This is a genomic window from Dietzia sp. 179-F 9C3 NHS (genome assembly GCF_045369825.1).
GTDB lineage: Bacteria > Actinomycetota > Actinomycetes > Mycobacteriales > Mycobacteriaceae > Dietzia.
The window spans coordinates 54,561-75,745 of record NZ_JBIQES010000002.1; the positions used below are offsets into that span (position 1 = coordinate 54,561).

Genomic DNA, 21,185 nt, shown 5'->3' on the forward strand with positions numbered 1-21,185 from the left:
CGACGAGGTCGAACGTAGGCTGGACGGATGACGGTCGACTGGACTTCCGACGGACACCTCGACGTGGAGAACCCGATCATGCTCGTGGCGTTCGAGGGGTGGAACCATGCGGCCGACGTGGCCACGGGGACGATCGAGCACCTGGCCCTGAACTGGGAGGCGCGCCCGATCGCGGAGATCGGCGGCGACGACTTCTTCGACTACCTCGACCATCGCCCGCTCGTGCGGCACGCCGGCGGCGTCTCCCGGGCGATCGAGTGGCCGCGGATCATGGTGTCGGTGTGCCGGCCCGACGGCTACGCCCACGACGTGGTGCTGGTCCACGGGCCGGAGCCGGCCCTCAAGTGGCGCCGCTTCGCCGCCGAGTTCGTGGACCTGGTGGACACCCTCGAGGTGACCCAGGTGGTCCTGCTGGGCGCCTACCTCGCGGACATCCCCCACACCCGGCCGGTCCCCCTGACCGGGGCCGCCTTCAGCCGCCAGCGCGTGGGCGGGATGGGGGTCGACGCCTCGGACTACGAGGGCCCCACCGGAATGACCGGCGTGCTGCAGCAGTTGCTCACCGAGGCCGGCGTGCCGGCCCTGAGCCTGTGGGCGGGGATCCCCCACTACGTGGCCTCGCCGCCCAATCCGCGCGGGACCGAGGCGATGCTCTCGTGGCTCGGCGAGCAGCTGGGCATCGCGGTGCCGATGGACGCCCTGCGCTCCCAGGCCCGGTCGTGGGTCGAGAAGGTGGACGTGGCCGCCCGCGAGGACGACGACCTGCGCGACTACATCCAGTCCCTGGAGGACCGCGTGGACGAGGGCCAGGTGGATCCGGGTGTGGACCCGGAGCCCGACCGCGGTCGCGCCGCCGACGGCGACGCCATGCCGTTGGTGGACGGCGACGCGATTGCCGCCGAGTTCGAGAAGTTCCTCCGCGGCGACCGCGGCGACCGCGGCGACACCGACGGCACCTAGGGCTACCCGGCATCTAGCCCGCCGGCGCCTGGCCGTTCCCCGGCATATAGCGCGCCGGCGCCTGGCCGTTCCCCGCCATCTGCTCGAGCAGATGACGCACGCCCCCTTTAGCGCACAGCCGCCATGGCGCGCGCCGGGGCGGTTGTACGCGAACCGTGGCGAGGACGATTCACCCCGGCATCTGCTCGAGCAGATGCCGGGGCGGGCCGGGCGGGCCGGGCGGGGCAGGCGGGGCCGGTCAGAGACGGATGCCCAGCAGCGCGTCGATCGCGGTCGCGACGGCGGCGCCGGCGCCGGGGTCGGACGCGTCCCCGGTGAGCGTGGCCCCGGCCCACGCGTCGATGGCCGCGAGGGCGCCCGGTGTGTCGAGGTCGTCGGCCAGCCGCTCCCGTAGGGCCCGGACCGCGTCGGCCGCGTCGGCGCCGGTGCCTCGGGCCACGGCCCGGGACCACGCCGCGTGCCGGTCGCGGGCGTCCGCCAGCACGTCGTCGGACCACGAGCGGTCCGTGCGGTAGTGGCCAACGAACAGGCCGAGCCGGATGAGTGCCGGGTCCACGCCCTGTTCGCGGAGCTGCTGGACGCGCACGAGGTTGCCGAGAGACTTGCTCATCTTGACCCCGTCGAGCCCGATCATCGCGGCGTGGACGTAGAGCCGGGCGAACCGGGCGTCGCCCGTGGCCGCCTCGGCGTGCGCGGCCGAGAACTCGTGGTGCGGAAAGGCGAGATCGCTGCCGCCGCCCTGGATGTCGAACCCCATGCCGAGCCGGTTGCGGGCGATGGCCGAGCACTCGATGTGCCAGCCGGGGCGGCCGGCTCCCCACGGCGAGGGCCACGACGGTTCGCCGGGGCGCTCCATCCGCCACAGCAGGGCGTCCAGGGGATGCTCCTTGCCGGCGCGGTCGGGGTCGCCGCCACGCTCGGCGAACGCCGCCGCCATCGCCGCGTCGTCGTACCCGGACTCGTAGCCGAAGTCGACGGTGGCGCGGTGCCGGTAGTAGACGTCCGCGTGACCGTCCACGGCCTCGTCGATGCGGTAGGCGTGCCCGCGGTCGAGGAGCTCGGCCACCATCTCCACGACCTCGTCGATCGTCTCGGTGGCGGCCACGTAGTCGCGGGGCGGCAGGACGCGCAGCGCCTCCATGTCGGACCGGAACCGGTCGGTCTCGATCGCGCCCAGCTCACGCCAGTCCACGCCGTCGCGCTCGGCGCGCTCGAACAGCGGGTCGTCGACGTCGGTGGTGTTCTGGACGTAGTGGACCTCGTGGCCGGCGTCGAGGAGCTGGCGGTACACCAGATCGAAGGCCAGGTAGGTGGCCGCGTGCCCGAGATGCGTGGTGTCGTACGGGGTGATCCCGCACACGTACATGCGGGCGACGGGTCCGGCGTCCACGGGCAGGACCTCGCCGCTCGCCGTGTCGAAGAGCCGGAGTGCCGCGGCCTCGCCTGGGACGGCGGGAACGGCGGGCGCGGACCACGAGTGCATGCGGCCGAGTCTAGAGACGCGTGTCAGAACAGCGGCCAGGGCAGGGGGTATCCGGGGCCGGGGACGGGGAAGACGCCGGCCTCGACGAGGGCCTCGACCCGGTGCTCGAGGGCGTCGATCTCGGCGGGGTCCAGCAGGTCCGCCAGGCCCAGCCGGAGCGTGTCCGCGTCACGCAGGGCGGTCCGGAGGCGCCGCAGGCCATCGAGGTCGTCGGCCGGCAGCGCCTGACCCGCCCACCCCCACAGCACGGTCCGGACCTTGGGCTGGACGTGGAACGACAGGCCGTGATCGATCGCCCACACCACCCCCCCGGTGTCCACGAGGAGGTGGCCGCCCTTGCGGTCGGCGTTGTTGACGACGTGGTCGAGCAGCGCGATGCGCCGGACCCGCTCGTCGACGGTGTGGGCCACCACCACGTCCTCGCCGCGGGCCCCCTCGCCCCGGAGGACCGGGACACGGCCGTCGGGCACGGCGTCCACCGGGTGGACGTCCACCGGGTCGGGTCCGCCCGCCTCGTCGTCGGGCACCTCGTCGATCCACCGCTGCGCCATCCCGGGCCCACCGGGCCCGCTCACGGCGACGGTCTCCGGGACGAGGTCCCAGCCCAACGCCACGGACACGAGGTAGGCGGCGACCTCCCGCGCGGCGAGGGTGCCGTCCGGGAAGTCGGCGAGCGGTCGTTCCCCCAGCGACGGTTTGTAGACCCACGCGTCACCGTCGGCGTCCACGCAGCGGTAGACGGCGTTGCTCCCGGAGGGGATGCGGGCCTGGACGGTGAGCTCGGGCGGGGCCGCGCGGCCGGTCACGGTTCGATGAGCTCGACGAGCTCCCCGCGGGACCGCGGCCGGTACCCGTTGAGCCGCACGCACAGGTGCCCGGCCGCGTCGATGGGCTCCCCGCACAGCGGGCACGGCTCGCGGCCGGCGGAGACCACCCTCTCGCTGCGCAGGACGAACTGCCGGGCGCGGGCGGGGGTGAGAAAGACGCGCAGTGCGTCGGGGGCGTCCTCGGAGTCCGACAGGACCACGGACTCGTCGGTGGCGCCGGGGTCCATCGCGAGCAGTTCCACCACCACGAGGTTCTTCTCGCCGTCCCAGCCCAGGCCCATGGTGCCCACCTGGAACTCGGGGTCGACGGGCATCTCGAGCGGCTCGAGGTCATCGACGGTGTGCGCGGCCGGCGGCACGGTCGTGTCGGTGCGGGCCGCGACCTCGTCGAGCAGCGCGCCCATCTTCTCCGAGAGGATCTGCGCCTGCTGCTTCTCGCACCGCACCGAGACGGTGCGGCCGTCGCCGGTGGCCTGGACAAAGAAGACGCGTTCGCCGGGCTGCCCGACCGTGCCCACGATGAACCGCGTGGGGTCATGGAACTCGTGCACCGCCCTGCTCATGCCGGCTCGCCTCCTCCTCGGTCCTGCCTGGTCCCGCGATCTCTCAGGGTACGTTCCCGCCGGGGACGGCGTCCGAGGCGGCGTGGGTGGGCGTGGCGTTGCTCACGTGCCCGGCCGGCTCGCCGCGCAGGCTCGACAGGTCTCCCCCGGTGTCGTTGACCCGGAGCACGAACGGCCGGTGCGGCGTGTACCGCACCACGGAGACCGACGCGGGTTCCACGACGATCCGCTGGAAGTGGTCCAGGTGCATCCCGTACGCGTCGGCGAGGACCGCCTTGATCACGTCGCCGTGGCTGCAGGCCACCCACAGCACGTCGCGCCCGGCCTGGTCGGCGAGCCGCCGGTCGTGCATCCGGACGGCGGACACGGCGCGGATCGCCATCTGCGCCATGGACTCGCCTTCGGGGAAGATCGCCGACGACGGGTGCTGCTGCACCACCGACCAGATGTGCTCCTCCGCGAGCTCGCTGAGCACCCGGCCGGTCCACGTGCCGAAGTCCACCTCGACCAGGCCCTCGTCGATCGTGGGCTCCAGGCCGAGCGCGGAGGCGAGCGGCTCGACGGTCTCGCGGCAGCGCAGGAGCGGCGAGCGCACGAGGGCCTCCACGGGTAGGCCGTCGAGCCGGGTGACGAGCGCGTCGGCCTGCGCTCGGCCCGTCTCGTCGAGCCCGACGCCGGGCGTGCGGCCGGCCAGGGTTCGCGCCGTGTTGGCGGTGGAGCGGCCGTGCCGGAGCAGGATGACGGTCATGCCCGCAGGTTACCGGCGGGAGCCGGCCGGGACGCGGGCCACGTCAGGACGCGGGGATGGTCCCCGTGGCGAGCAGCCCCATGACGAGCAGGCCCAGCAGGATCCGGTAGCCGGCGAACCAGGCAAGGGAGTGCTTCTGGACGAAGCGCAGGAGCCAGGCGATGGCCGCGTAGCCCACGACGAACGCGATGGCCGAGCCCACGAGGAGCTGGATCCCGCTCGCGGACTGTCCCACCGACGACGGCGCGAACGCGTCGGGCAGGCTGAACAGGCCGGAGGCGAGCACGGCGGGGATCGCCAGCAGGAACGAGAACCGGGCGGCGGCCTCGCGGGACATGTCGAGGAACAGGCCCGCCGAGATGGTGCCGCCCGAGCGGCTCACCCCGGGGATGAGGGCCAGGCACTGCGCGAAGCCCATGACGACCGCGTCCTTCATCGTCAGCCCCTCGAGCGACTTGCCGTCGACGGGGCGGTCCTGGCGGCCGAGCTTCTCGGCGAGGAGAAAGACGAAGGAGAACCCGATGAGCACCGCGGCCGTGATCCACAGGTTCCGCAGGTTGTCGCGGATGAGGTCCTTGCCCACGAAGCCGATGATCGCGATGGGGGCCGAGCCCACGATGACGTACCAGCCGAGCCGGTAGTTGGGGTCGTCGCGGTGCTCGGGCCGGAACACTCCCCGGAACCAGGCGATGAGGATCCGGACGATGTCCGTGAAGAAGTAGACGAGCACCGCCGCCTCGGTGCCGAGCTGGACGACCGCGGTGAACGAGGCGCCGGCGTCCTGCCCGAAGAACCAGGTGGAGAAGATCCGCAGGTGCCCGGACGAGGACACGGGCAGGAACTCGGTGAGGCCCTGGAGGAGCGAGAGCACGACCACCTGGAGCCACGACATTCCCTCGGTGGCGGGGGCGGCGAGGACCGTTGCGTTCACTCGGCAGAGGGTAGTCGCTCCGACCTGGGCGCCACCTGAGGGCCCGCGTCGTGGACAATGTCGGGCAGTCGAAAGGATCACCGTGACCCTGCGTGTCCGCCGTCGCACCGCTCTGCCCGCCGCGCTGCTCGCGCTCGCGATGGGCCTGGCGGGCTGTTCCCAGGCCGCCAGCCAGCTCGAGGGCCACAACGCCGTCGAGCAGGGCAACGCGCAGCCCGCCGTCTCCCCGCCCGCCGCGGAACCCGACGATGGGGAGGTCGTGGAGGTCGACGGCGAGGTGGTGGCCCTGGTCGCCGCGGGCGACCGCGTGGCGGTCCAGCTCGCCGACCCGGCGCGCCTGCTGATCGGCGACGTCGAGGGGACCGACTGGACCGAGGACCGCACCGTCGAGCTGCCCGCCGATGCCGGGCCGGCCACGGCGGGACCTGACGGCGCCGTGGTCGTGCCCTACGCCGACGGCGTGGTGGTGGTGCCCCCGACCGGCGACGAGCGTCGGATCTCCGGGCTCGGCCCGGTGACCGCGGCGGCGCTCACGGACGACGGCCGCCTGCTCACCGGCACCGCCGACGGCGAGGTCGTGGTGCGCGACGCCGAGGGCGCCGAGCAGCACCGCGTTCGCGGGCTGACCTCGGTGGACCTGCTCTCCGTGGCCAGCGACGGGTCGGTGACGGCCCTGAGCCGCCCCGACACGGTGATCGCCAGCGTGGACCTCTCCGAGGACACCGCGGGCCCGCTGCTGCGCGCCGGCAAGGGTGCCGGGATGGTCGCCCCGTTCGCCGGGGACTCGGTGGTGGCGAGCGACACGGTCGGCGACGCACTGTTGGTGTACTCGACCGATCCGGTGCGCCTGCACCAGATGTTCCCCGTCGCGGACGCGCCGTGGGCCGTGGCGGAGGACGCCTCGCGGGAGGTGGTGTGGATGACCTCGACCGGGACCAACACCCTCCAGGCGTACGATCTCGGCGATGGCTTCGGATCGCGCCGGGCCGAGGTGGCGACGCTCCGCCAGCCCAACTCGGTGGTGGTCACCGACTCGGGCACCGTGGTGGTGGGTTCCGCTGGCGGTGCCGGCCTGCACCTGCTGCGCCCCACGCTCGACGAGCCCGAAGGCTGATCCGTCACGACCCACGTCCCCTGAGGAGGACCGTGTACCCGCTGCTCAAGACCGTGCTCTTCCGCTTTCCCGCAGAGCGCGTCCACCACCTGGTGTTCGGGGTGCTCAAGCTCCTCACGCTGATCCCGCCGCTCGGCGCGCTCGTCCGGCGCGTCCTCGGCGCGCAGGACCCGATCCTCGCCCAGGACGTCCTGGGCCGCTCCTTTCCGGGCCCGCTCGGCCTTGCGGCCGGGTTCGACAAGAACGCGGCGGCCGTGGACTCGTGGGGCGCGATCGGCTTCGGGTTCAGCGAGGTGGGCACGGTCACGGCCTCGCCGCAGCCGGGCAACCCCGCGCCGCGCCTGTTCCGGCTCGTCGCCGACCGGGCGATCCTCAACCGGATGGGCTTCAACAACCACGGCGCGGGCAACGCCGCCAACAACCTGCGCCGCCGGCGCAGCGCCGACCCGGTGGGCATCAACATCGGCAAGACCAAGGTGGTCCCCGCGGAGGACGCCGTCCGCGACTATGTGGCCTCGGCCACGATGCTCACAGGCCTGGCCGACTACCTCGTCGTCAACGTCAGTTCCCCCAACACGCCGGGCCTCCGCGACCTCCAGGCGGTGGAATCGCTGCGGCCCATCCTCGCGGCGGTCGACGAGGTGGCGACCGTTCCTGTCCTGGTCAAGATCGCGCCGGACCTGTCGGACGAGGACGTCGACGCCGTCACCGACCTGGCGCTCGAACTGGGTCTGGCGGGCATCGTGGCCACCAACACGACGATCTCCCGCGAGGGGCTCGCCACCCCGGCGGCCGAGGTGGAGGCGCTGGGCGCCGGCGGCATCTCCGGCGCGCCCGTCGCGGCCCGCTCCCGCGAGGTGCTCGCCCGGATCCACGCCCGGGCGGGCGGCCGGCTGGTGATCATCTCGGTGGGCGGCGTCGAGACCGCCGAGGACGTGTGGGAGAGGATCACCCACGGCGCGAACCTCGTGCAGACCTACACCGGGTTCATCTACGGGGGCACCGGCCTGATCCGCGACACCAACCGCCTGGTGGCCCGACGGCTCCGGCAGGGAGGGTTCTCCTCGCTGGGCGAGGCCGTCGGCTCCGCGGTGCGGTGACCGACGGCCCCTGCGGTCAGCGGCTCACTGCTCGAAGAGCGCCGTGGTGGTGCCGCGGGCCAGGCCCTGGCCGAAGAGGTTGAAGCCGACGAACGCGCACGAGGCATCGTCGTCCAGCCCGATCTCGTCGCCCACGGCGTGGACGGCGAGGATATACCGGTGCGGGCCGTGGCCCTCCGGTGGAGCGGCGCCCACGAAGCCCTTGAAGCCGGCGTCGTTGCGCACCACCACCGCGCCGTCGGGCAGCCCGGAGCAGTCGTCGCCCGTGCACGCCCCCTCGGGCAGCGAGGTGACGTCGGCCGGGATGTTGGCCACCGACCAGTGCCAGAAACCCGACGCGGTGGGGGCGTCCGGGTCGAAGACGGTCACGACGTAGGTCTTGGTGCCCTCCGGGCCGGCGGACCAGCTCACCTGCGGGGACTTGTCCTCGCCGCCCTCGACGCCCATCTTGCCACCGAGCTGCGGGGCGCTGAGCGTGGCGCCCTCGGCGAACGACTCGCTCGACACCTCGAGCACGGGCAGGTCGGGAAGGGCGTCGTACGGGTTGGGAACACGGAAGTCGGTCATCGGTCCTCCTGGGGTTCTCAGGCGTCGTCTCGTACCGGTCACGTCCCTGTCTACCAGCGATGAACCCCGTGCGCGTCCGGTGCGCGGGGGCCGATTTGGCCCCGGGATCGGCGATCCGCTAGTGTCATTCCTCGCACGACCAAGCCGGACAACCGGCGAAGCAGTAGTGCGAGCGCGAGTGGCGGAATGGCAGACGCGCTAGCTTGAGGTGCTAGTGTCCTATTAACGGACGTGGGGGTTCAAGTCCCCCCTCGCGCACACTGTGTCGAGACAGTAGATGGACCCCGGATCGTCTGACGATCCGGGGTCCTATTCTTTGAGCCCTTACGGATGTCGGCCCGGGCGCCTACCGTCTGGGGCATGGGTGCAGCAGACCCGGCGGGTTCGCCGTGGAGCGCGACGTCCGCCCACGGCGCGCGGGTGGCCGACCGGGTGGGCGGGCTCATCGACGCGCACCTCACGGAGCTCGACGGCGTCCACGCCGTCGCCGAGGCGGTCGGCTACAGCCCCTTCCACCTCATGCGGCTGTTCGAGCGCGAGACCGGGGCCGGACTCGGGGCCACGATCACCGCGCGACGCTTCGAGCTGGCCAAGGGCCTGCTGCTCGCCGGCGCGTCCGTCACCGAGGCGTGCCACGAGTCGGGCTTCAGCTCGCTGGGGACCTTCTCTCGCCGCTTCCGCAGTGAGGTCGGGGTGAGCCCCTCCGCCTTCGCCGGGCTGCGCGGCCCGGTCGAGGACTGGCTCGCCGGCCCGGGCGCCGCCGCGACGCCCGCGCCGCCACCGGGACCGACGGTCCCGGTCATCGTGGAGGTGGCGGAGGGACTCGGCGACGACCTGGACGTCTACGTGGGCTTCTACCCCGGCGGTGTCGCCAGCGCCGCGCCCGTTTCCGGCAACAGGCGCCGGGGCCCGGGAGCGGTTCTGCTCGGCCGGCCGCCCGACGGCACCTACCGCCTGCTCGCCTCGGCGGTCCCCGCCTCGGATGCCGCCGCGATGTTGGCTCCCCCGCGGTTCCTCGCCGGGCGGGCCCCCGCCCCCGTGCAGTTCACGCGCGGCGCAGCGCCCGGCCCCCTGCATGTGCCGGTGGGCCCGGCGCCGCTGTGGGTGCCGCCGGTCGTCACCGCGCTACCGGTGGTGGCGATGCGCCGCGACGGTGCGTGGGGCGTCGGTCGCTAGGACGCGACACGCTCGTACCGGACGACCTTCGGCTCCCCCTCCATCGTCACGGGGAACGAGCTGTGCTGGCGGATGGCCGCAGCGGCCGGGCAGGATGACCCCATGCCCGTGCGCTGCCCGCTCGCCGACGCCGCCGGGATCGCCCTGGGCGCGATCTCCCGACTCGCCGACCGGCTCGCCGATCGGCGGGGCCTGGCGCCGCCGCGGCTCGCGCTGCCGCCCGAGGTCCTGGAGGACCTGCGGGGCTTGTTCGGGGACGCGTTCGACCCCGCGGCGGTGATGATCCGCCGCGGTCACGTCCCCGGTATCCCGCACCCGCGAGCGTTCGCGCTGCCCGGGCTGATCTACCTCGGCTCGGACCCGGGGATCGTCCGCACGGACCGGCCGCGGGCCACCCCGACGCTGGTCCACGAACTCGCGCACGTGTGGCAGGGGCGCCACGTGGGGCCGCAGTACGTCCCCCGGGCGCTGCTCGAGCAGCTGAGCCTGGGCCGAAGGGCCTACGACTGGCGGCGGGTGCTCGACCGACCGGCCGGGGCGGCATCCCGGCCCGGAGGGCGGGGCGACTGGCCGATCGAGGCGCACGCCCAGCTCGTCTCGGACGCCTACGCGGCCCGGTACGGATTCGCCCGGGTGCCCGCGGGCCCGCTCGACGCCCGCGACCGCGAGGCCATGGCAGCGGCGCTCGCCGGGCTCCGGGAGGGTGTGGTGGCTCCCCGGCCAGGGGCGAGCGTTTAGGGGCCGGCCACCTCGTCGTACCGTGTCCTGGTGACCGGCACCGACCCGCAGCAGCGCATCGACCCCACCGACCTCGAGATCTGCCTCCGCGTCCTCGACGAGGTCGGGGGGCTCCCCGCCGACGACCCGGATTCGGTGACCGTCCAGCGGGCCGTGGGCCGGATGTTCAAGTACCTCAAGAAGGCGCGCCGGGCCGAGGTGCGCCGGGCGCGGCAGGAGGCGGACAAGGCGGTGATCGAGGCCACCGCGACCGGCTCGCCCACCCGGATCGACGACGAGACGGCCGGGATCCGACTGGTGTCCAACGCCCCGGGGGCCGTCGCGGGCCATCTGCAGCGGGCGCAGGCCTGCTACGTGTGCAAGGAGCTCTACACCCAGGTCGACGCGTTCTACCACCAGCTCTGCCCCACGTGCGCGGCGGTCAACCGCGCAAAGCGCGACCCGGAGATGGATCTGCGTGGGCGGCGCGTGCTGCTCACCGGTGGGCGCGCCAAGATCGGCATGTACATCGGGCTGATGCTGCTGCGGGCGGGCGCGGACGTCACCATCACGACCCGCTTCCCGCGCGACGCCGTCCGCCGGTTCGCGTCGATGGACGACTACGCGGACTGGGCCGACCGCGTCCACGTGATCGGCGTGGACCTGCGCGACCCCGCCCAGGTGGTGGCGCTGGCCGACGAGGTGGCCGCCGCCGGGCCGCTGGACATCCTCATCAACAACGCCGCGCAGACAGTGCGCCGCTCCCCCGGCTCGTACTCTGGGCTGGTCGAGGGCGAGTCGGCGCCGATTACCGGCCGCGCGGCCGAGGTCCCCATGGTGACGATGGGCCGTACCTCCGAGCTGCACCCGGCGGCGCTCATGGGCGGCGAGTCCGCGCTCATCGGCGCCGACGAGGCCGAGCGGGAGGCCGACCACATCGCGCAGCTCGCCCTGCAGGCCGGGTCGGCGTCGCTGGACCGGGTGGCCGCCGGGACCGCCATCGACGCCGGCGGGCTGCTGCCGGACGTGGTGGACCACAACAGTTGGGTGGCCACGGTCGAGCAGGTCGAGCCCATGGAGATGCTCGAGGTGCAGCTGTGCAACTCGGTGGCGCCGTTCATCCTGGTCTCGCGGCTGCGTCCGGCGCTGGCGGCCTCCGAGGCACGCCGCAAGTACGTCGTGAACGTCTCCGCGATGGAGGGCCAGTTCTCGCGGCGCTACAAGGGCGCCGGGCACCCGCACACCAACATGGCCAAGGCGGGCCTCAACATGCTCACCCGCACCTCCGCCGAGGAGATGTTCACCGAGCACGGCATCCTCATGACGGCCGTGGACACCGGGTGGATCACCGACGAACGCCCGCACGTGACCAAGGTGCGCCTGCACGAGGAGGGATTCCACGCTCCGCTCGACCTCGTGGACGGCGCCGCGCGCGTCGTGGATCCGATCGTCCGTGGCGAGGCCGGCGAGGACCTCTACGGCTGTTTTCTCAAGGACTTCGAGCCGAGCCCGTGGTGAGCCGGCAGACCCCGGTCCTGCTCGACTGCGACCCGGGGATCGACGACGCCCTGGCGATCGCCTACCTCGCCGCCGAGCACCGCGCCGGGCGGATCGCGCTACAGGGTGTGGTGGCCACCGCCGGCAACGTGGGGATCGACGACACCGTGCGCAATGCCCTGGCCTGGATCGACCTCGCCGGCGCCGGCGTCGAGGTGCCGGTGGCCGCCGGCGCGGCCGGGGCCACCGTGGTTCCGCACGCCTTCACACCCGAGACCCACGGCCCGCGTGGCGCCGGGCACGCCGTCCTGCCGGAACGGGAGGAGGGGACAGCGACGAGGGCCCTCGACGCCCGTAGTGGTGCCCGCCTCTGGGTGGATCTCGCCCGGGCCCACCCGGGGAAGCTCGTCGCCGTGGTGACCGGGCCCTCGTCCACACTGGCCACGGCCCTCGACCTGGAGCCCGCACTCCCCCGGCTCCTGAGCAGGCTGGTGGTGATGGGTGGGACGTTCCGCGGGCATCTCGGCAACACCACGCCGGTGAGCGAGTGGAACGTCGACGTCGATCCCGAGTCCGCCGACGCGGTATGCCTGGCCTGGGAGGCGGCGCGGGCGGCCGATCCGGCAGTCGCGCCGGCGTGGTGGTGCGGGCTGAACCTCACCGAGCGGTCGGTGTGGACGCCGGAGCGTTCGGATCGGCTGCTCGCGCAGGCGGCGTCGGCGGACGGCCGGGCCGCTCGGCTGGCACGGCACCTCGTGGATGCACTGCGGTTCTACTTCGAGTTCCACGACTCCGTGGGCGAGGGCTACCTGGCCCAGGTGCACGACCCGCTGGTCGCGTGGCTGGCACTGCACCCCGAGGCGGCGGTGACGGAACCCGTGCACCTGCGCGTCGAGTGCGCGGGCGAGCACACCCGCGGGATGACGGTCGAGGACCGCCGCGGGCACCGCGGGCGGCCGGCGAATGCCGCCCTCGTCGTCGACCTCTCCGTTTCCGGCGGGCCGGACGCGGTGCTGGACGAGGTCATGGCCGCCCTCGCCGATCCGGGGTGAGACCCGTGGCGTCCGTCCCGGACCGTGTCGGGGTCGGCGACTAGAACCGGTGCTAATCTCTCCCGGATGCCCTGGCAGCGGCAACCGAGCTGTCAGGAGACGCATCGTCGTTCCATCTCAGTCGTCCCGGGAGTGTCCATGAGGCGTGTCGCCGCCGTCGCCCTCGCTGGTGGAGCCGTCGCGGCCGGGTTCGCGGCGCGCCGTCTGGTGCAGCAGGAGACGGCCCCGGCGCAGGGGTCCGGGGCGGCAGCGGCCGCCTCCGCGGAGGCTTCGGATCCAGTGGCTTCGGGGGCTCCCGGGGGGTCTGCGGCGGGCGGGGCGCCGATGTCGGCGGAGCCGCGGCTCGCCGGATCCCGTGGCCACATCCCGGCGCTCGAGGGGCTCCGTGGGCTGGCGGCGATCGGGATCATCACCACTCACGTGGCGTTTGTGACCCGCATGTCGTTCGGCACGCCGGTGCGGCGCCTGTTCGGGCGGCTCGACATGCTGGTCGCGGTCTTCTTTGCCAAGACCGGCTTCCTGCTCTGGCGGGCGCACGCCGACCATGCCCGCCGCGACCGGCCCGGGACCGCCCGCGCGGTGCTCCCCTACCTGCGGGCCAGGCTCGTGCGGATCATGCCGGCGTACTCGGTTCTCGTGGCCGTGGCGATGGTGGTGCTGCCGCAGAACCGGGTCAACGGACCCGTCGTGTGGCTGCGCAACCTCACGCTCACGCAGATCTATCAGCGCAAGTTCCTCGTCTCCGGGATCACCCACGCGTGGTCGCTGGCGGTGGAGATGGCCTACTACCTCACGCTTCCCGCGTTGTGGACCGGGATGAGGAACCTGCGGGGCGCGGCGTCCCGGTGGCGCCTGCCCGCCGTCGGCGCGTTCGGTCTCTCGGGCCTTCTGTTCCCGCTCGTCCCCTGGCATCGGCTCCGGCTGCTGCCCCAGGGGGTCAACGATCAGATCCTGCCGCCGGCGTTCTCGGCGTGGTTCGCCTCCGGGATGCTGCTCGCCGAGCTGGCGACCGCGCGGCCCGGCGTGCTCGCGCGCCTCAGTCGGGGGCAGGTCGCGCGATGGGGCTGGTGGACCGCCGGGGGCGTCGCGCTGCTCGCCACCACGGTGCCGCGCTGGTTCTCCGAGGGATTCCGGCACCCGAGCGGCCGCGAGTACGCCGCCCGCAACGGGCTCACCGCCGCAATGGCGTTCCTGGTCCTGGGGCCCGTCGTCCTGGCGCCGGAGGGCGCCCGGTTCCCGGTCCTCGAGTCGCGGCCGCTGCAGGCGATCGGACGCTGGTCGTACGGGATCTTCCTCTGGCACCTCATCGTGCTGCACTTCGCCTTCCCGTTGACGCGCACGCCGCTGTGGACCCGGCGGATGGGCGTGATCTGGCCCGTGACCGTGGCCGGCTCGATCGCCGTCGGTGCCGCCAGCTACCGGTTCATCGAGGAACCGGCACGCAAGGCGCTCTCGCCGCACTCCTGAATTCGGCGGCGGGGTGGTCCTGGTGGTGTGATCGGCCTGCTGTTCGCCCGCCGCGGGCGAGCGCCGTGGGCTCAGGAGTCGAAGGCGTCGATGATCGCCTGGGCGGCCAGCGCCGCGGTGAGCGTGCCCGCGCGGACCTGCTTCTCTACGTCGGGGGCCACGCGCCGCACCTCGGGGTCGGCGGACAGCCGCGCCATCAGGGTGTCGTGCACCATCGACCATGTCCAGTCCACCTGCTGGCGGGCGCGGCGGGCCTCGAACTCCCCCGCCTCGTCCATGGTCGAACGGTGCGTGCAGATGGCGTCCCAGAAGCGGTCGAGTCCCTCGGCCTCGAGGCCGGACATGGTGAGGACCGGCACCTTCCAGATCGCGTCGGCCGGCCGCACCAGGCGCATGGCGGCGGCCAGTTCTCGGGCGGCGCGCTGGGCGTCCTTGACGTGCGGGCCGTCGGCCTTGTTCACCGCCACCACGTCGGCCAGCTCGAGCACGCCCTTCTTGATGCCCTGCAACTGGTCGCCGGTGCGGGCCAGGGTCAGAAAGGTAAAGCAGTCGACCATCCCGGCCACGGTGACCTCGGACTGGCCCACGCCGACGGTCTCGATGAGGATCACGTCGAAGCCGGCGGCCTCCATGAGCACGATCGTCTCGCGCGTCGCCTTGGCCACCCCGCCGAGCGTGCCGGAGGTGGGTGACGGCCGGATGTAGGCCCGCGGCTCGGTCGACAGCGTCGCCATGCGGGTCTTGTCACCGAGGATCGAGCCCCCGGTCCTCGTGGACGAGGGGTCGATGGCCAGGACCGCGACCTTCAGGCCCTTCTCCACGAGGTAGAGACCGAACGACTCGATGAACGTCGACTTGCCGACGCCGGGGACACCGGTGATCCCGATCCGTAGTGCCCCACCGGAGTGCGGTAGAGCGCCGAGCAGGAGCTGCTGGGCCTTCTCCCGGTGCGACGGGTTGGTGGACTCCAGCAGGGTGATGGCCCGGGCGAGGATCGGCCGCCGGTCGGCGAGGACACCGTCGAGGAGTGCATCGACGTCGATCTCGCGGCGCGGGCGCGGCCCGTCGGCGGCCGGGACGGGGCCGCGCACGGCGCCCGTCCCGGCCGTGGTCGACAGGGCGCCGAGCGGGTTACCGGAGCCCGCGGGATCCGGGCCGGAGCCGAGGACGGCCACGTCCGATCAGGCCTCCCCGGACTCGGCCGACGACAGGTCGTGGCCGAGCTCGCCGGCGAGGCGGTCGAGCAGCTCGATCGCGGCCTCGGCGATCACGGTGCCGGGCGGGTAGATCGCGGCGGCGCCGGCGTCGTAGAGCTCCTGGAAATCGCCGGGCGGGATGACGCCGCCGACGGTCACCATGATGTCCTCGCGGCCGACGGCGGCGAGGGCGTCGCGCAACGCGGGCACGAGGGTGAGGTGGCCCGCGGCGAGCGAGGAGACGCCCACGACGTGGACGTCGGCGTCGGCTGCCTGCTGGGCCACCTCCTCCGGGGTCTGGAAGAGCGGGCCCATGTCCACGTCGAAGCCGAGGTCGGCGAACGCGGTGCCCACGACCTTCTGGCCGCGGTCGTGGCCGTCCTGGCCCATCTTGGCCAGCAGGATGCGGGGGCGTCGGCCCTCCTGCTCGGCAAAGACGTCGGCCATGCGGGTGGCCTTGGTGACGTTGTCCACGGCGCCCTCCTTGGAGACCTCCTGCCGGTACACCCCGGACAGGGTCTTGATCTCGGCCTTGTGCCGGCCGTATACCTTCTCGAGCGCGTCGGAGATCTCGCCGACGGTCGCGTGGGCACGCGCGGCGTCGATCGCCAGCGCGAGCAGGTTGCGGTCCAGGTCGCTGCTCGCGGGGCCGTCGGCCGCGGCGGTGAGCTTGTCGAGCGCGGCCCGGCACGCGTCCTCGTCGCGTTCGGCGCGCAGCTTCTCCAGCTTGGCGAGCTGCTCGGCCCGCACGCGCGAGTTCTCGACCTTGAGGACCTCGATCTCCTGGTCCTCGGTCACGACGTACTTGTTCACGCCGATGACCGGCTGGCGCCCGGAGTCGATGCGCGCCTGGGTGCGGGCCGCGGCCTCCTCGATGCGGAGCTTGGGGATGCCCTCGCCGATGGCCTGGGCCATGCCGCCGGCCTCCTCGATCTCCAGCAGGTGGAGCCGGGCCTTGTCGGCGAGCTGCGCGGTGAGCCACTCGATGTAGTACGAGCCGGCCCACGGGTCGATCGGACGAACGGTGTTGGACTCCTGCTGCAGCACGAGCTGGGTGTTGCGGGCGATGCGTGCGGAGAAGTCGGTGGGCAGCGCCAGTGCCTCGTCGAGGGCGTTGGTGTGCAGCGACTGCGTGTGGCCCTGCGTGGCGGCCATGGCCTCGATGCAGGTGCGGGCGACGTTGTTGAACACGTCCTGCGCGGTGAGCGACCAGCCGGAGGTCTGCGAGTGGGTGCGCAGCGACTTGGACTTCTCGCTCTTGGGGCCGAACTTCTCGACCAGCTCGCTCCACAGGAGGCGGCCGGCGCGCATCTTGGCGATCTCCATGGAGAAGTTCATGCCGATCGCCCAGAAGAACGACAGGCGGGGCGCGAACTTGTCGATGTCCAGGCCGGCGTCGAGGCCGGCGCGGATGTACTCGACGCCGTCGGCGAGCGTGTACGCCAGCTCCAGATCGGCCGTCGCCCCGGCCTCCTGGATGTGGTAGCCGGAGATCGAGATGGAGTTGAACCGGGGCATCTTCTGCGAGGTGTAGGCGAAGATGTCCGAGATGATCCGCATAGAGGGCTTGGGCGGATAGATGTAGGTGTTGCGGACCATGAACTCCTTGAGGATGTCGTTCTGGATGGTCCCGGCGAGTTGCTCCGGCGTCACCCCCTGTTCCTCGGCGGCCACCACGTAGAGGGCGAGGATCGGTAGCACGGCGCCGTTCATGGTCATGGAGACCGAGACCGACGACAGGTCGATGCCGTCGAACAGCTCGCGCATGTCGAGGATCGAGTCGATCGCCACGCCGGCCATGCCGACGTCGCCACTGACCCGCGGATGGTCCGAGTCGTAGCCGCGGTGGGTGGCCAGGTCGAAGGCCACCGACAGGCCCTTCTGGCCGGCCGCGAGGTTGCGTCGGTAGAAGGCGTTGGACTCGGCGGCGGTGGAGAAGCCCGCGTACTGGCGGATGGTCCACGGCTGGTTGACGTACATCGACGGGTACGGCCCGCGCACGAACGGGGCGGCACCCGGGAGGGTGTCGAGCGGGAACGGCGTGACCTCGTCGCCGTCGGCCGCCTCGGTCGCGGCGTCGGCGGTGCCCTTCTCGACGCCGTCGCGGTCGGCCTTGGTGAAGACGCGCTTGACGTCGATGCCCTCCGGGGTCTCCCAGTGGGCGCCCTCGTCGGTCACGGAGACGTCGGCCGCCTCGGCCTCGGAGTCGCGCAACGGGGCGGTGGAAAAGTCAGGGAAGGTCGTCATCTCACTGCACTCCCAGCTGGTCGAGGAGGGTGGTCAGGGCGGCGACGGCGTCGATGCCGAGCCCGAGGTAGCCGTCCGGGCGGTCGGCGGCGTCCGCTGGGAAGCCCTTCTCGGCGCCGGCCAGGTACACGGTGGACACCCCGGCGTCGCGGAGCGCGCGGAGGGCGTCGGGGCCTTCCGCGGCGTAGCGCTTGTCGGTGCCGCAGAGCACGGCGATGGTGTCGCCCTCGACGGCTCCGGCGACGTCACCCGCGGCGGTGGTGCCCGGGTTGCGGGCCTCGATGCCACCGGCGGCGAGCAGGTTGGACACGAAGGTCACGCGAGCGGTGGTCTCGGCCTGCGGGCCGAGGCCGGCGACGAGAACGCTCGGGCGCGTCCCGGTGGAGTCGAGGTGGGCGTCCGAGCGGTCACGCAGGTCCTCGAAGGCGCGACCGTAGCGGTAGCCCTCTCCCCCGCGGCGCGAGGCGTCCAGCGGAGGCTCGGCCAGGTTGGGGAACTCGGAGACACCGGTGAGCGGCGCCGTGCGCGTGGCGAAGTCGGCGTCTCGGGCGTCGCGCACCCGGGCGACGGCGTCGGCCACGCTGCCGGAGGAGATCGCGGCGGCCAGGCCCCCGGCGGCCTCGATGGTCTGCAGCGCGGACCAGGCGGAGTCGGCGATCGCGTCGGTGAGCGACTCGACGTACCAGGAGCCGCCCGCGGGGTCCACGACGTAGCCGAGGTGCGACTCCTCGAGCAGCAGGAGCTGGGTGTTGCGGGCCATGCGCTCGGCGAAGGTGCGCGAGGTGCTCTGCAGCCCGCCGGGCACCGAGGCGTCGAACGGCAGGACCGTCACCGAGGTGGCGCCGCCGACGCCTGCGCCGAACGCGGCGAGCGTGGTGCGCAGCATGTTCACCCACGGGTCGCGGCGCGACATCATGGCCGACGAGGTGACGGCGTGCTGCGGGGCGTCGCCGGCCTCGGGCGCGCCGAGGAGCTCGGCGACGCGGGCCCACAGGAGGCGGCCCGCGCGGAACTTGGCGATGGACTGGAACTGGTCGTCCGTCGCGGCGAGGCGGAACGACACCTGGCGCAGCGCGTCCGCGGCGGAGAGCCCGGCCCGCATGAGGGCGCGGACGTACTCCAGGCCCGCGGCCACCGCGTAGGCGAGCTCCTGGGCGTCCCCGGCACCGTCGGCGTGGAACACCGTGCCGTCGGCGACGAAGGTGCGGATGGTCTCCTCGCGCTCGGAGACCTGCGCCGCCAGGCGGACCGCGGCGTCGAGGCCGATCGTCTCCGAGCCGGCGGCATAGGCGGCCGTCACCGGCGCCACGCCCAGGTCGGCGACGATGGCCGCGCGGTCCGTGACCCCGTCGCCGGCGGCCTTGCGCTCGTCCACGTGTGCGAGGAACGCCTCGGCGACCTCCACGACGTCCGCACCCACGTCGAACGTCACCGGCGCCAGGTCCAGGTAGACGCCGGAGAGCACCCCGGCCACGTCGGCGGCCGACACGCGCAGCCACAGCGCGGACACGCCCTGGTTCAGCAGGTCCAGAACGGCGGTGTTGGTGTCCGAGGCCGAGTCGCCGGCCTCGACACGGGCACTCACGTGCCAGCCGTTCTCCGGCAGCCCGGTGCGGTCGCCGCCGCGAACGTAGGGGAACACGCCCGGGGCGGGGCGCTCGGCGGTCTCGTCGGCGCGGGTGTAGAGCGGGTTGACCTCGATCCCGTCGCGCGTCGTGGCCACGAGGGAACGCCAGGCGTCCTCGGGCATCTCCGACGGGTCCTTGCGGGCGGCCTTGGCGAGCACGGCTCCCACCGCTGCGTACCAGGAGTTCAGGTCGGGGCCTGTGGTCGGACTGGACACCGGTACCTCGTTCTCTCTCGGAGCGACACGGATTCTTGGTGGGAACTCTAGTCGAGGCTCCCCTCACGTCGGAGGGCGACCGATCGCACCGGGTCCACACGGGGGCAGGACGCGCGGCGGACCGGGCTAGAGTCGTCCGGGTGCGCGGACGGGTCCTGCTGGGCGTGGCGGCGATGCTCGCCGTGGTCCTCCTCGCGTTCCTCGTGCCGATGCCGGGCCTGGAGCGGATCCGCGAGTGGTCCACGGAGCTCGGCGCGTGGTTCCCCCTCGTCTTCTTCCTCACCTACGCCGTCGTCTCCGTGTTCCCGGTCCCGCGGTCCACGTTCACCTATTCGGCGGCCGTGCTCTTCGTTCCCGCCGTGGCTATCCCCGGGGCCCTGATCGCCACCGCGGTCAGCGCGACCGTGGCGTTCCTCGGCGTCCGCGCCCTCGGCTACGAGCGGGCCGCCGGCCTGCGGCGGCATCCGAGGGTCGTGGGGATCGACGCACACCTGCGACGCCGAGGGTGGCCGTCGATCGTCGGCCTGAGCATGGTGCCGGCCGTGCCGTTCTCCGTGCTCAACTACGCGGCGGCCCTCTCCTCGATCCGCTTCGCGCACTTCCTGCCCGCGCGGGTCGTGGGCAGCGCCCCCGGCACCGTCGCGGCGATCCTGCTCGGGGACGCGCTGACGGAGGGCGCGGGGACCACGGGGCTGTGGGCGACCGCCGCCTTCGCCGTCATCGGGCTTGCCGGGGTGTGGCTCGACGCCCGCATCCCGGTGCGACCCTGCGGCGCGTCGGACGGGCGGGAGGGGCCGGGAGTGGTGGACGACGGCGAGGTCAGGCGGGCTCGGTGACGAAGTCCACCAGCCGCTCCACCGCTCCGAGCAGCGCCGGCTCGATGTCCCGGTAACTCGACACGGCCGCCAGGACACGCCGGAAGCCGTCCGCGGGCTCGCCCCAGCCCAGGCGTTCGCAGATGCCGGTCTTCCAGTCCTCGCCGCGCGGGACGGTCGGCCACTCGCGGATGCCGACTGCCGCGGGCTTGACCGCCTGCCAGATGTCGACGTACGGGTGGCCGGTCACCAGCACGTGCGGGCCGAGGCCGGCGACGATGCGGGACTCCTTGCTGCCCTCGACGAGGTGGTCCACGAGCACGCCGAGCCGTGCGCCGGGGTGCGGGCCGAACTCCCGGACGAGCGCGGGCAGGTCGTCGATGCCGTGCAGCGGCTCCACGACGATCCCCTCGACGCGCAGGTCGTGGCCCCAGATGCGCTCGACCAGGGCGGCGTCGTGGATGCCCTCCACCCAGATGCGTCCGGCGCGGGCCGTGCGGGCGCGCAGGCCCTCGACCCTGCGCGAGCCCGAGGCGGTGATCGCGGGGCCCGACTGCGCGGCGGGCTTCGGCTTGCGCAGCGTCACGGGCTTGCCGTCGATGAGGAACGCGGCCGGGGTCATGGCGAAGAGCCGGACGGTGCCGCGACGGTCCTCGAGTTTGACGAACTCGCCGTCGTAGCTCCGGTCGAAGCCCACCACGGCGCCGCAGAAGCCGGACTCGGAGTCCTCCACCACGAGGTCGCGCTCGGCGTCGATCACCGGGATCTGGGGGCGGCGCCGCTTCGCGGTACCGGCCAGGACATCGGATCCGTACATGTCAGCCACGGCCCGACACGGTAGCCCGGCCGGCGCGCGGGATGCGGGCGACGCGGCGTGTGTCC

Annotated in this window: 19 protein-coding genes and 1 tRNA gene; 10 read left to right on the forward strand and 10 right to left on the reverse strand. The window is 73.1% G+C overall.

Translation table 11 applies throughout. The features are described 5' to 3' along the window. The first annotated feature begins 27 nt into the window (after positions 1-27). A complete protein-coding gene (locus ACH0BZ_RS02615; RefSeq protein WP_406896396.1) occupies positions 28-960 on the forward strand; it encodes a PAC2 family protein in 933 nt (310 codons plus the stop codon). 238 nt (positions 961-1,198) lie between these two features. Here ACH0BZ_RS02615 and mshC read toward each other — a convergent pair whose 3' ends face one another. From mshC to ACH0BZ_RS02640, 5 genes are read right to left on the reverse strand one after another with little or no spacing between them, the layout of a single operon-like run. After that, positions 1,199-2,443, reverse strand: a complete 1,245-nt coding sequence (gene mshC / locus ACH0BZ_RS02620) for a cysteine--1-D-myo-inosityl 2-amino-2-deoxy-alpha-D-glucopyranoside ligase (RefSeq protein ID WP_406896397.1) — start codon at positions 2,441-2,443, stop codon at positions 1,199-1,201. 23 nt (positions 2,444-2,466) lie between these two features. Then, positions 2,467-3,249, reverse strand: a complete 783-nt coding sequence (locus ACH0BZ_RS02625; protein ID WP_406896398.1) for an SCO1664 family protein — start codon at positions 3,247-3,249, stop codon at positions 2,467-2,469. Next, on the reverse strand, positions 3,246-3,833 hold the full coding sequence (locus ACH0BZ_RS02630; protein ID WP_406896400.1) for a DUF3090 domain-containing protein: 588 nt from the start codon (positions 3,831-3,833) through the stop codon (positions 3,246-3,248). The genes ACH0BZ_RS02625 and ACH0BZ_RS02630 overlap by 4 nt, the downstream gene beginning before the upstream one ends. 43 nt (positions 3,834-3,876) lie before the next feature. Then, the gene (locus tag ACH0BZ_RS02635) at positions 3,877-4,581 is read right to left on the reverse strand and encodes a histidine phosphatase family protein (protein WP_406896401.1); all 705 of its coding nucleotides are present in this window, start codon (positions 4,579-4,581) and stop codon (positions 3,877-3,879) included. Positions 4,582-4,624: 43 nt separating this feature from the next. After that, positions 4,625-5,473 (reverse strand): undecaprenyl-diphosphate phosphatase, encoded by an 849-nt coding sequence (locus ACH0BZ_RS02640; RefSeq protein ID WP_406896774.1) that lies wholly within the window; start codon positions 5,471-5,473, stop codon positions 4,625-4,627. A gap of 121 nt (positions 5,474-5,594) precedes the next feature. Between ACH0BZ_RS02640 and ACH0BZ_RS02645 the strand changes: the two genes are divergently transcribed. Beyond that, positions 5,595-6,626, forward strand: coding sequence for a hypothetical protein (locus ACH0BZ_RS02645; protein ID WP_406896403.1), 1,032 nt, complete (start codon positions 5,595-5,597; stop codon positions 6,624-6,626). Between the two features lie 32 nt (positions 6,627-6,658). Further along, on the forward strand, positions 6,659-7,726 hold the full coding sequence (locus ACH0BZ_RS02650; RefSeq protein WP_406896404.1) for a quinone-dependent dihydroorotate dehydrogenase: 1,068 nt from the start codon (positions 6,659-6,661) through the stop codon (positions 7,724-7,726). Between the two features lie 24 nt (positions 7,727-7,750). Here ACH0BZ_RS02650 and ACH0BZ_RS02655 read toward each other — a convergent pair whose 3' ends face one another. Continuing rightward, positions 7,751-8,293, reverse strand: coding sequence for a YbhB/YbcL family Raf kinase inhibitor-like protein (locus ACH0BZ_RS02655; RefSeq protein WP_406896405.1), 543 nt, complete (start codon positions 8,291-8,293; stop codon positions 7,751-7,753). 172 nt (positions 8,294-8,465) lie between these two features. On the opposite strand from ACH0BZ_RS02655, the gene ACH0BZ_RS02660 reads away from it, so the two are divergent. The 6 genes from ACH0BZ_RS02660 (at position 8,466) to ACH0BZ_RS02685 (ending at position 14,202) form a co-directional block, all read left to right on the forward strand. Then, positions 8,466-8,551: transfer RNA gene (locus ACH0BZ_RS02660), tRNA-Leu, on the forward strand. A gap of 102 nt (positions 8,552-8,653) precedes the next feature. Then, entirely contained in the window at positions 8,654-9,469 is an 816-nt protein-coding gene (locus tag ACH0BZ_RS02665) for a helix-turn-helix transcriptional regulator (RefSeq protein WP_406896406.1), read from the forward strand. Positions 9,470-9,541: 72 nt separating this feature from the next. Beyond that, entirely contained in the window at positions 9,542-10,207 is a 666-nt protein-coding gene (locus ACH0BZ_RS02670; protein WP_406896407.1) for a hypothetical protein, read from the forward strand. Positions 10,208-10,237: 30 nt separating this feature from the next. Continuing rightward, positions 10,238-11,704, forward strand: coding sequence for an SDR family NAD(P)-dependent oxidoreductase (locus ACH0BZ_RS02675; RefSeq protein ID WP_406896409.1), 1,467 nt, complete (start codon positions 10,238-10,240; stop codon positions 11,702-11,704). Further along, positions 11,701-12,735: a nucleoside hydrolase gene (locus ACH0BZ_RS02680; protein WP_406896410.1), complete on the forward strand. Its 1,035-nt coding sequence runs from the start codon at positions 11,701-11,703 to the stop codon at positions 12,733-12,735. The genes ACH0BZ_RS02675 and ACH0BZ_RS02680 overlap by 4 nt, the downstream gene beginning before the upstream one ends. A 324-nt stretch (positions 12,736-13,059) precedes the next feature. Then, on the forward strand, positions 13,060-14,202 hold the full coding sequence (locus ACH0BZ_RS02685) for an acyltransferase family protein (protein ID WP_406896411.1): 1,143 nt from the start codon (positions 13,060-13,062) through the stop codon (positions 14,200-14,202). Between the two features lie 71 nt (positions 14,203-14,273). Here ACH0BZ_RS02685 and meaB read toward each other — a convergent pair whose 3' ends face one another. The 3 genes from meaB to ACH0BZ_RS02700 form a co-directional block, all read right to left on the reverse strand. After that, a complete protein-coding gene (meaB, locus tag ACH0BZ_RS02690; protein WP_406896775.1) occupies positions 14,274-15,293 on the reverse strand; it encodes a methylmalonyl Co-A mutase-associated GTPase MeaB in 1,020 nt (339 codons plus the stop codon). 90 nt (positions 15,294-15,383) lie between these two features. Further along, positions 15,384-17,645, reverse strand: a complete 2,262-nt coding sequence (gene scpA / locus ACH0BZ_RS02695) for a methylmalonyl-CoA mutase (protein ID WP_406896412.1) — start codon at positions 17,643-17,645, stop codon at positions 15,384-15,386. 1 nt (position 17,646) lies between these two features. Beyond that, a complete protein-coding gene (locus ACH0BZ_RS02700) occupies positions 17,647-19,488 on the reverse strand; it encodes a methylmalonyl-CoA mutase family protein (protein ID WP_406896413.1) in 1,842 nt (613 codons plus the stop codon). Between the two features lie 140 nt (positions 19,489-19,628). Between ACH0BZ_RS02700 and ACH0BZ_RS02705 the strand changes: the two genes are divergently transcribed. Beyond that, positions 19,629-20,324, forward strand: coding sequence for a TVP38/TMEM64 family protein (locus ACH0BZ_RS02705; RefSeq protein ID WP_406896414.1), 696 nt, complete (start codon positions 19,629-19,631; stop codon positions 20,322-20,324). Here the strand turns inward: ACH0BZ_RS02705 and ACH0BZ_RS02710 are convergent. Further along, the gene (locus ACH0BZ_RS02710) at positions 20,308-21,120 is read right to left on the reverse strand and encodes a DUF3097 domain-containing protein (RefSeq protein WP_406896776.1); all 813 of its coding nucleotides are present in this window, start codon (positions 21,118-21,120) and stop codon (positions 20,308-20,310) included. The genes ACH0BZ_RS02705 and ACH0BZ_RS02710 overlap by 17 nt on opposite strands. Positions 21,121-21,185 lie beyond the last annotated feature (65 nt).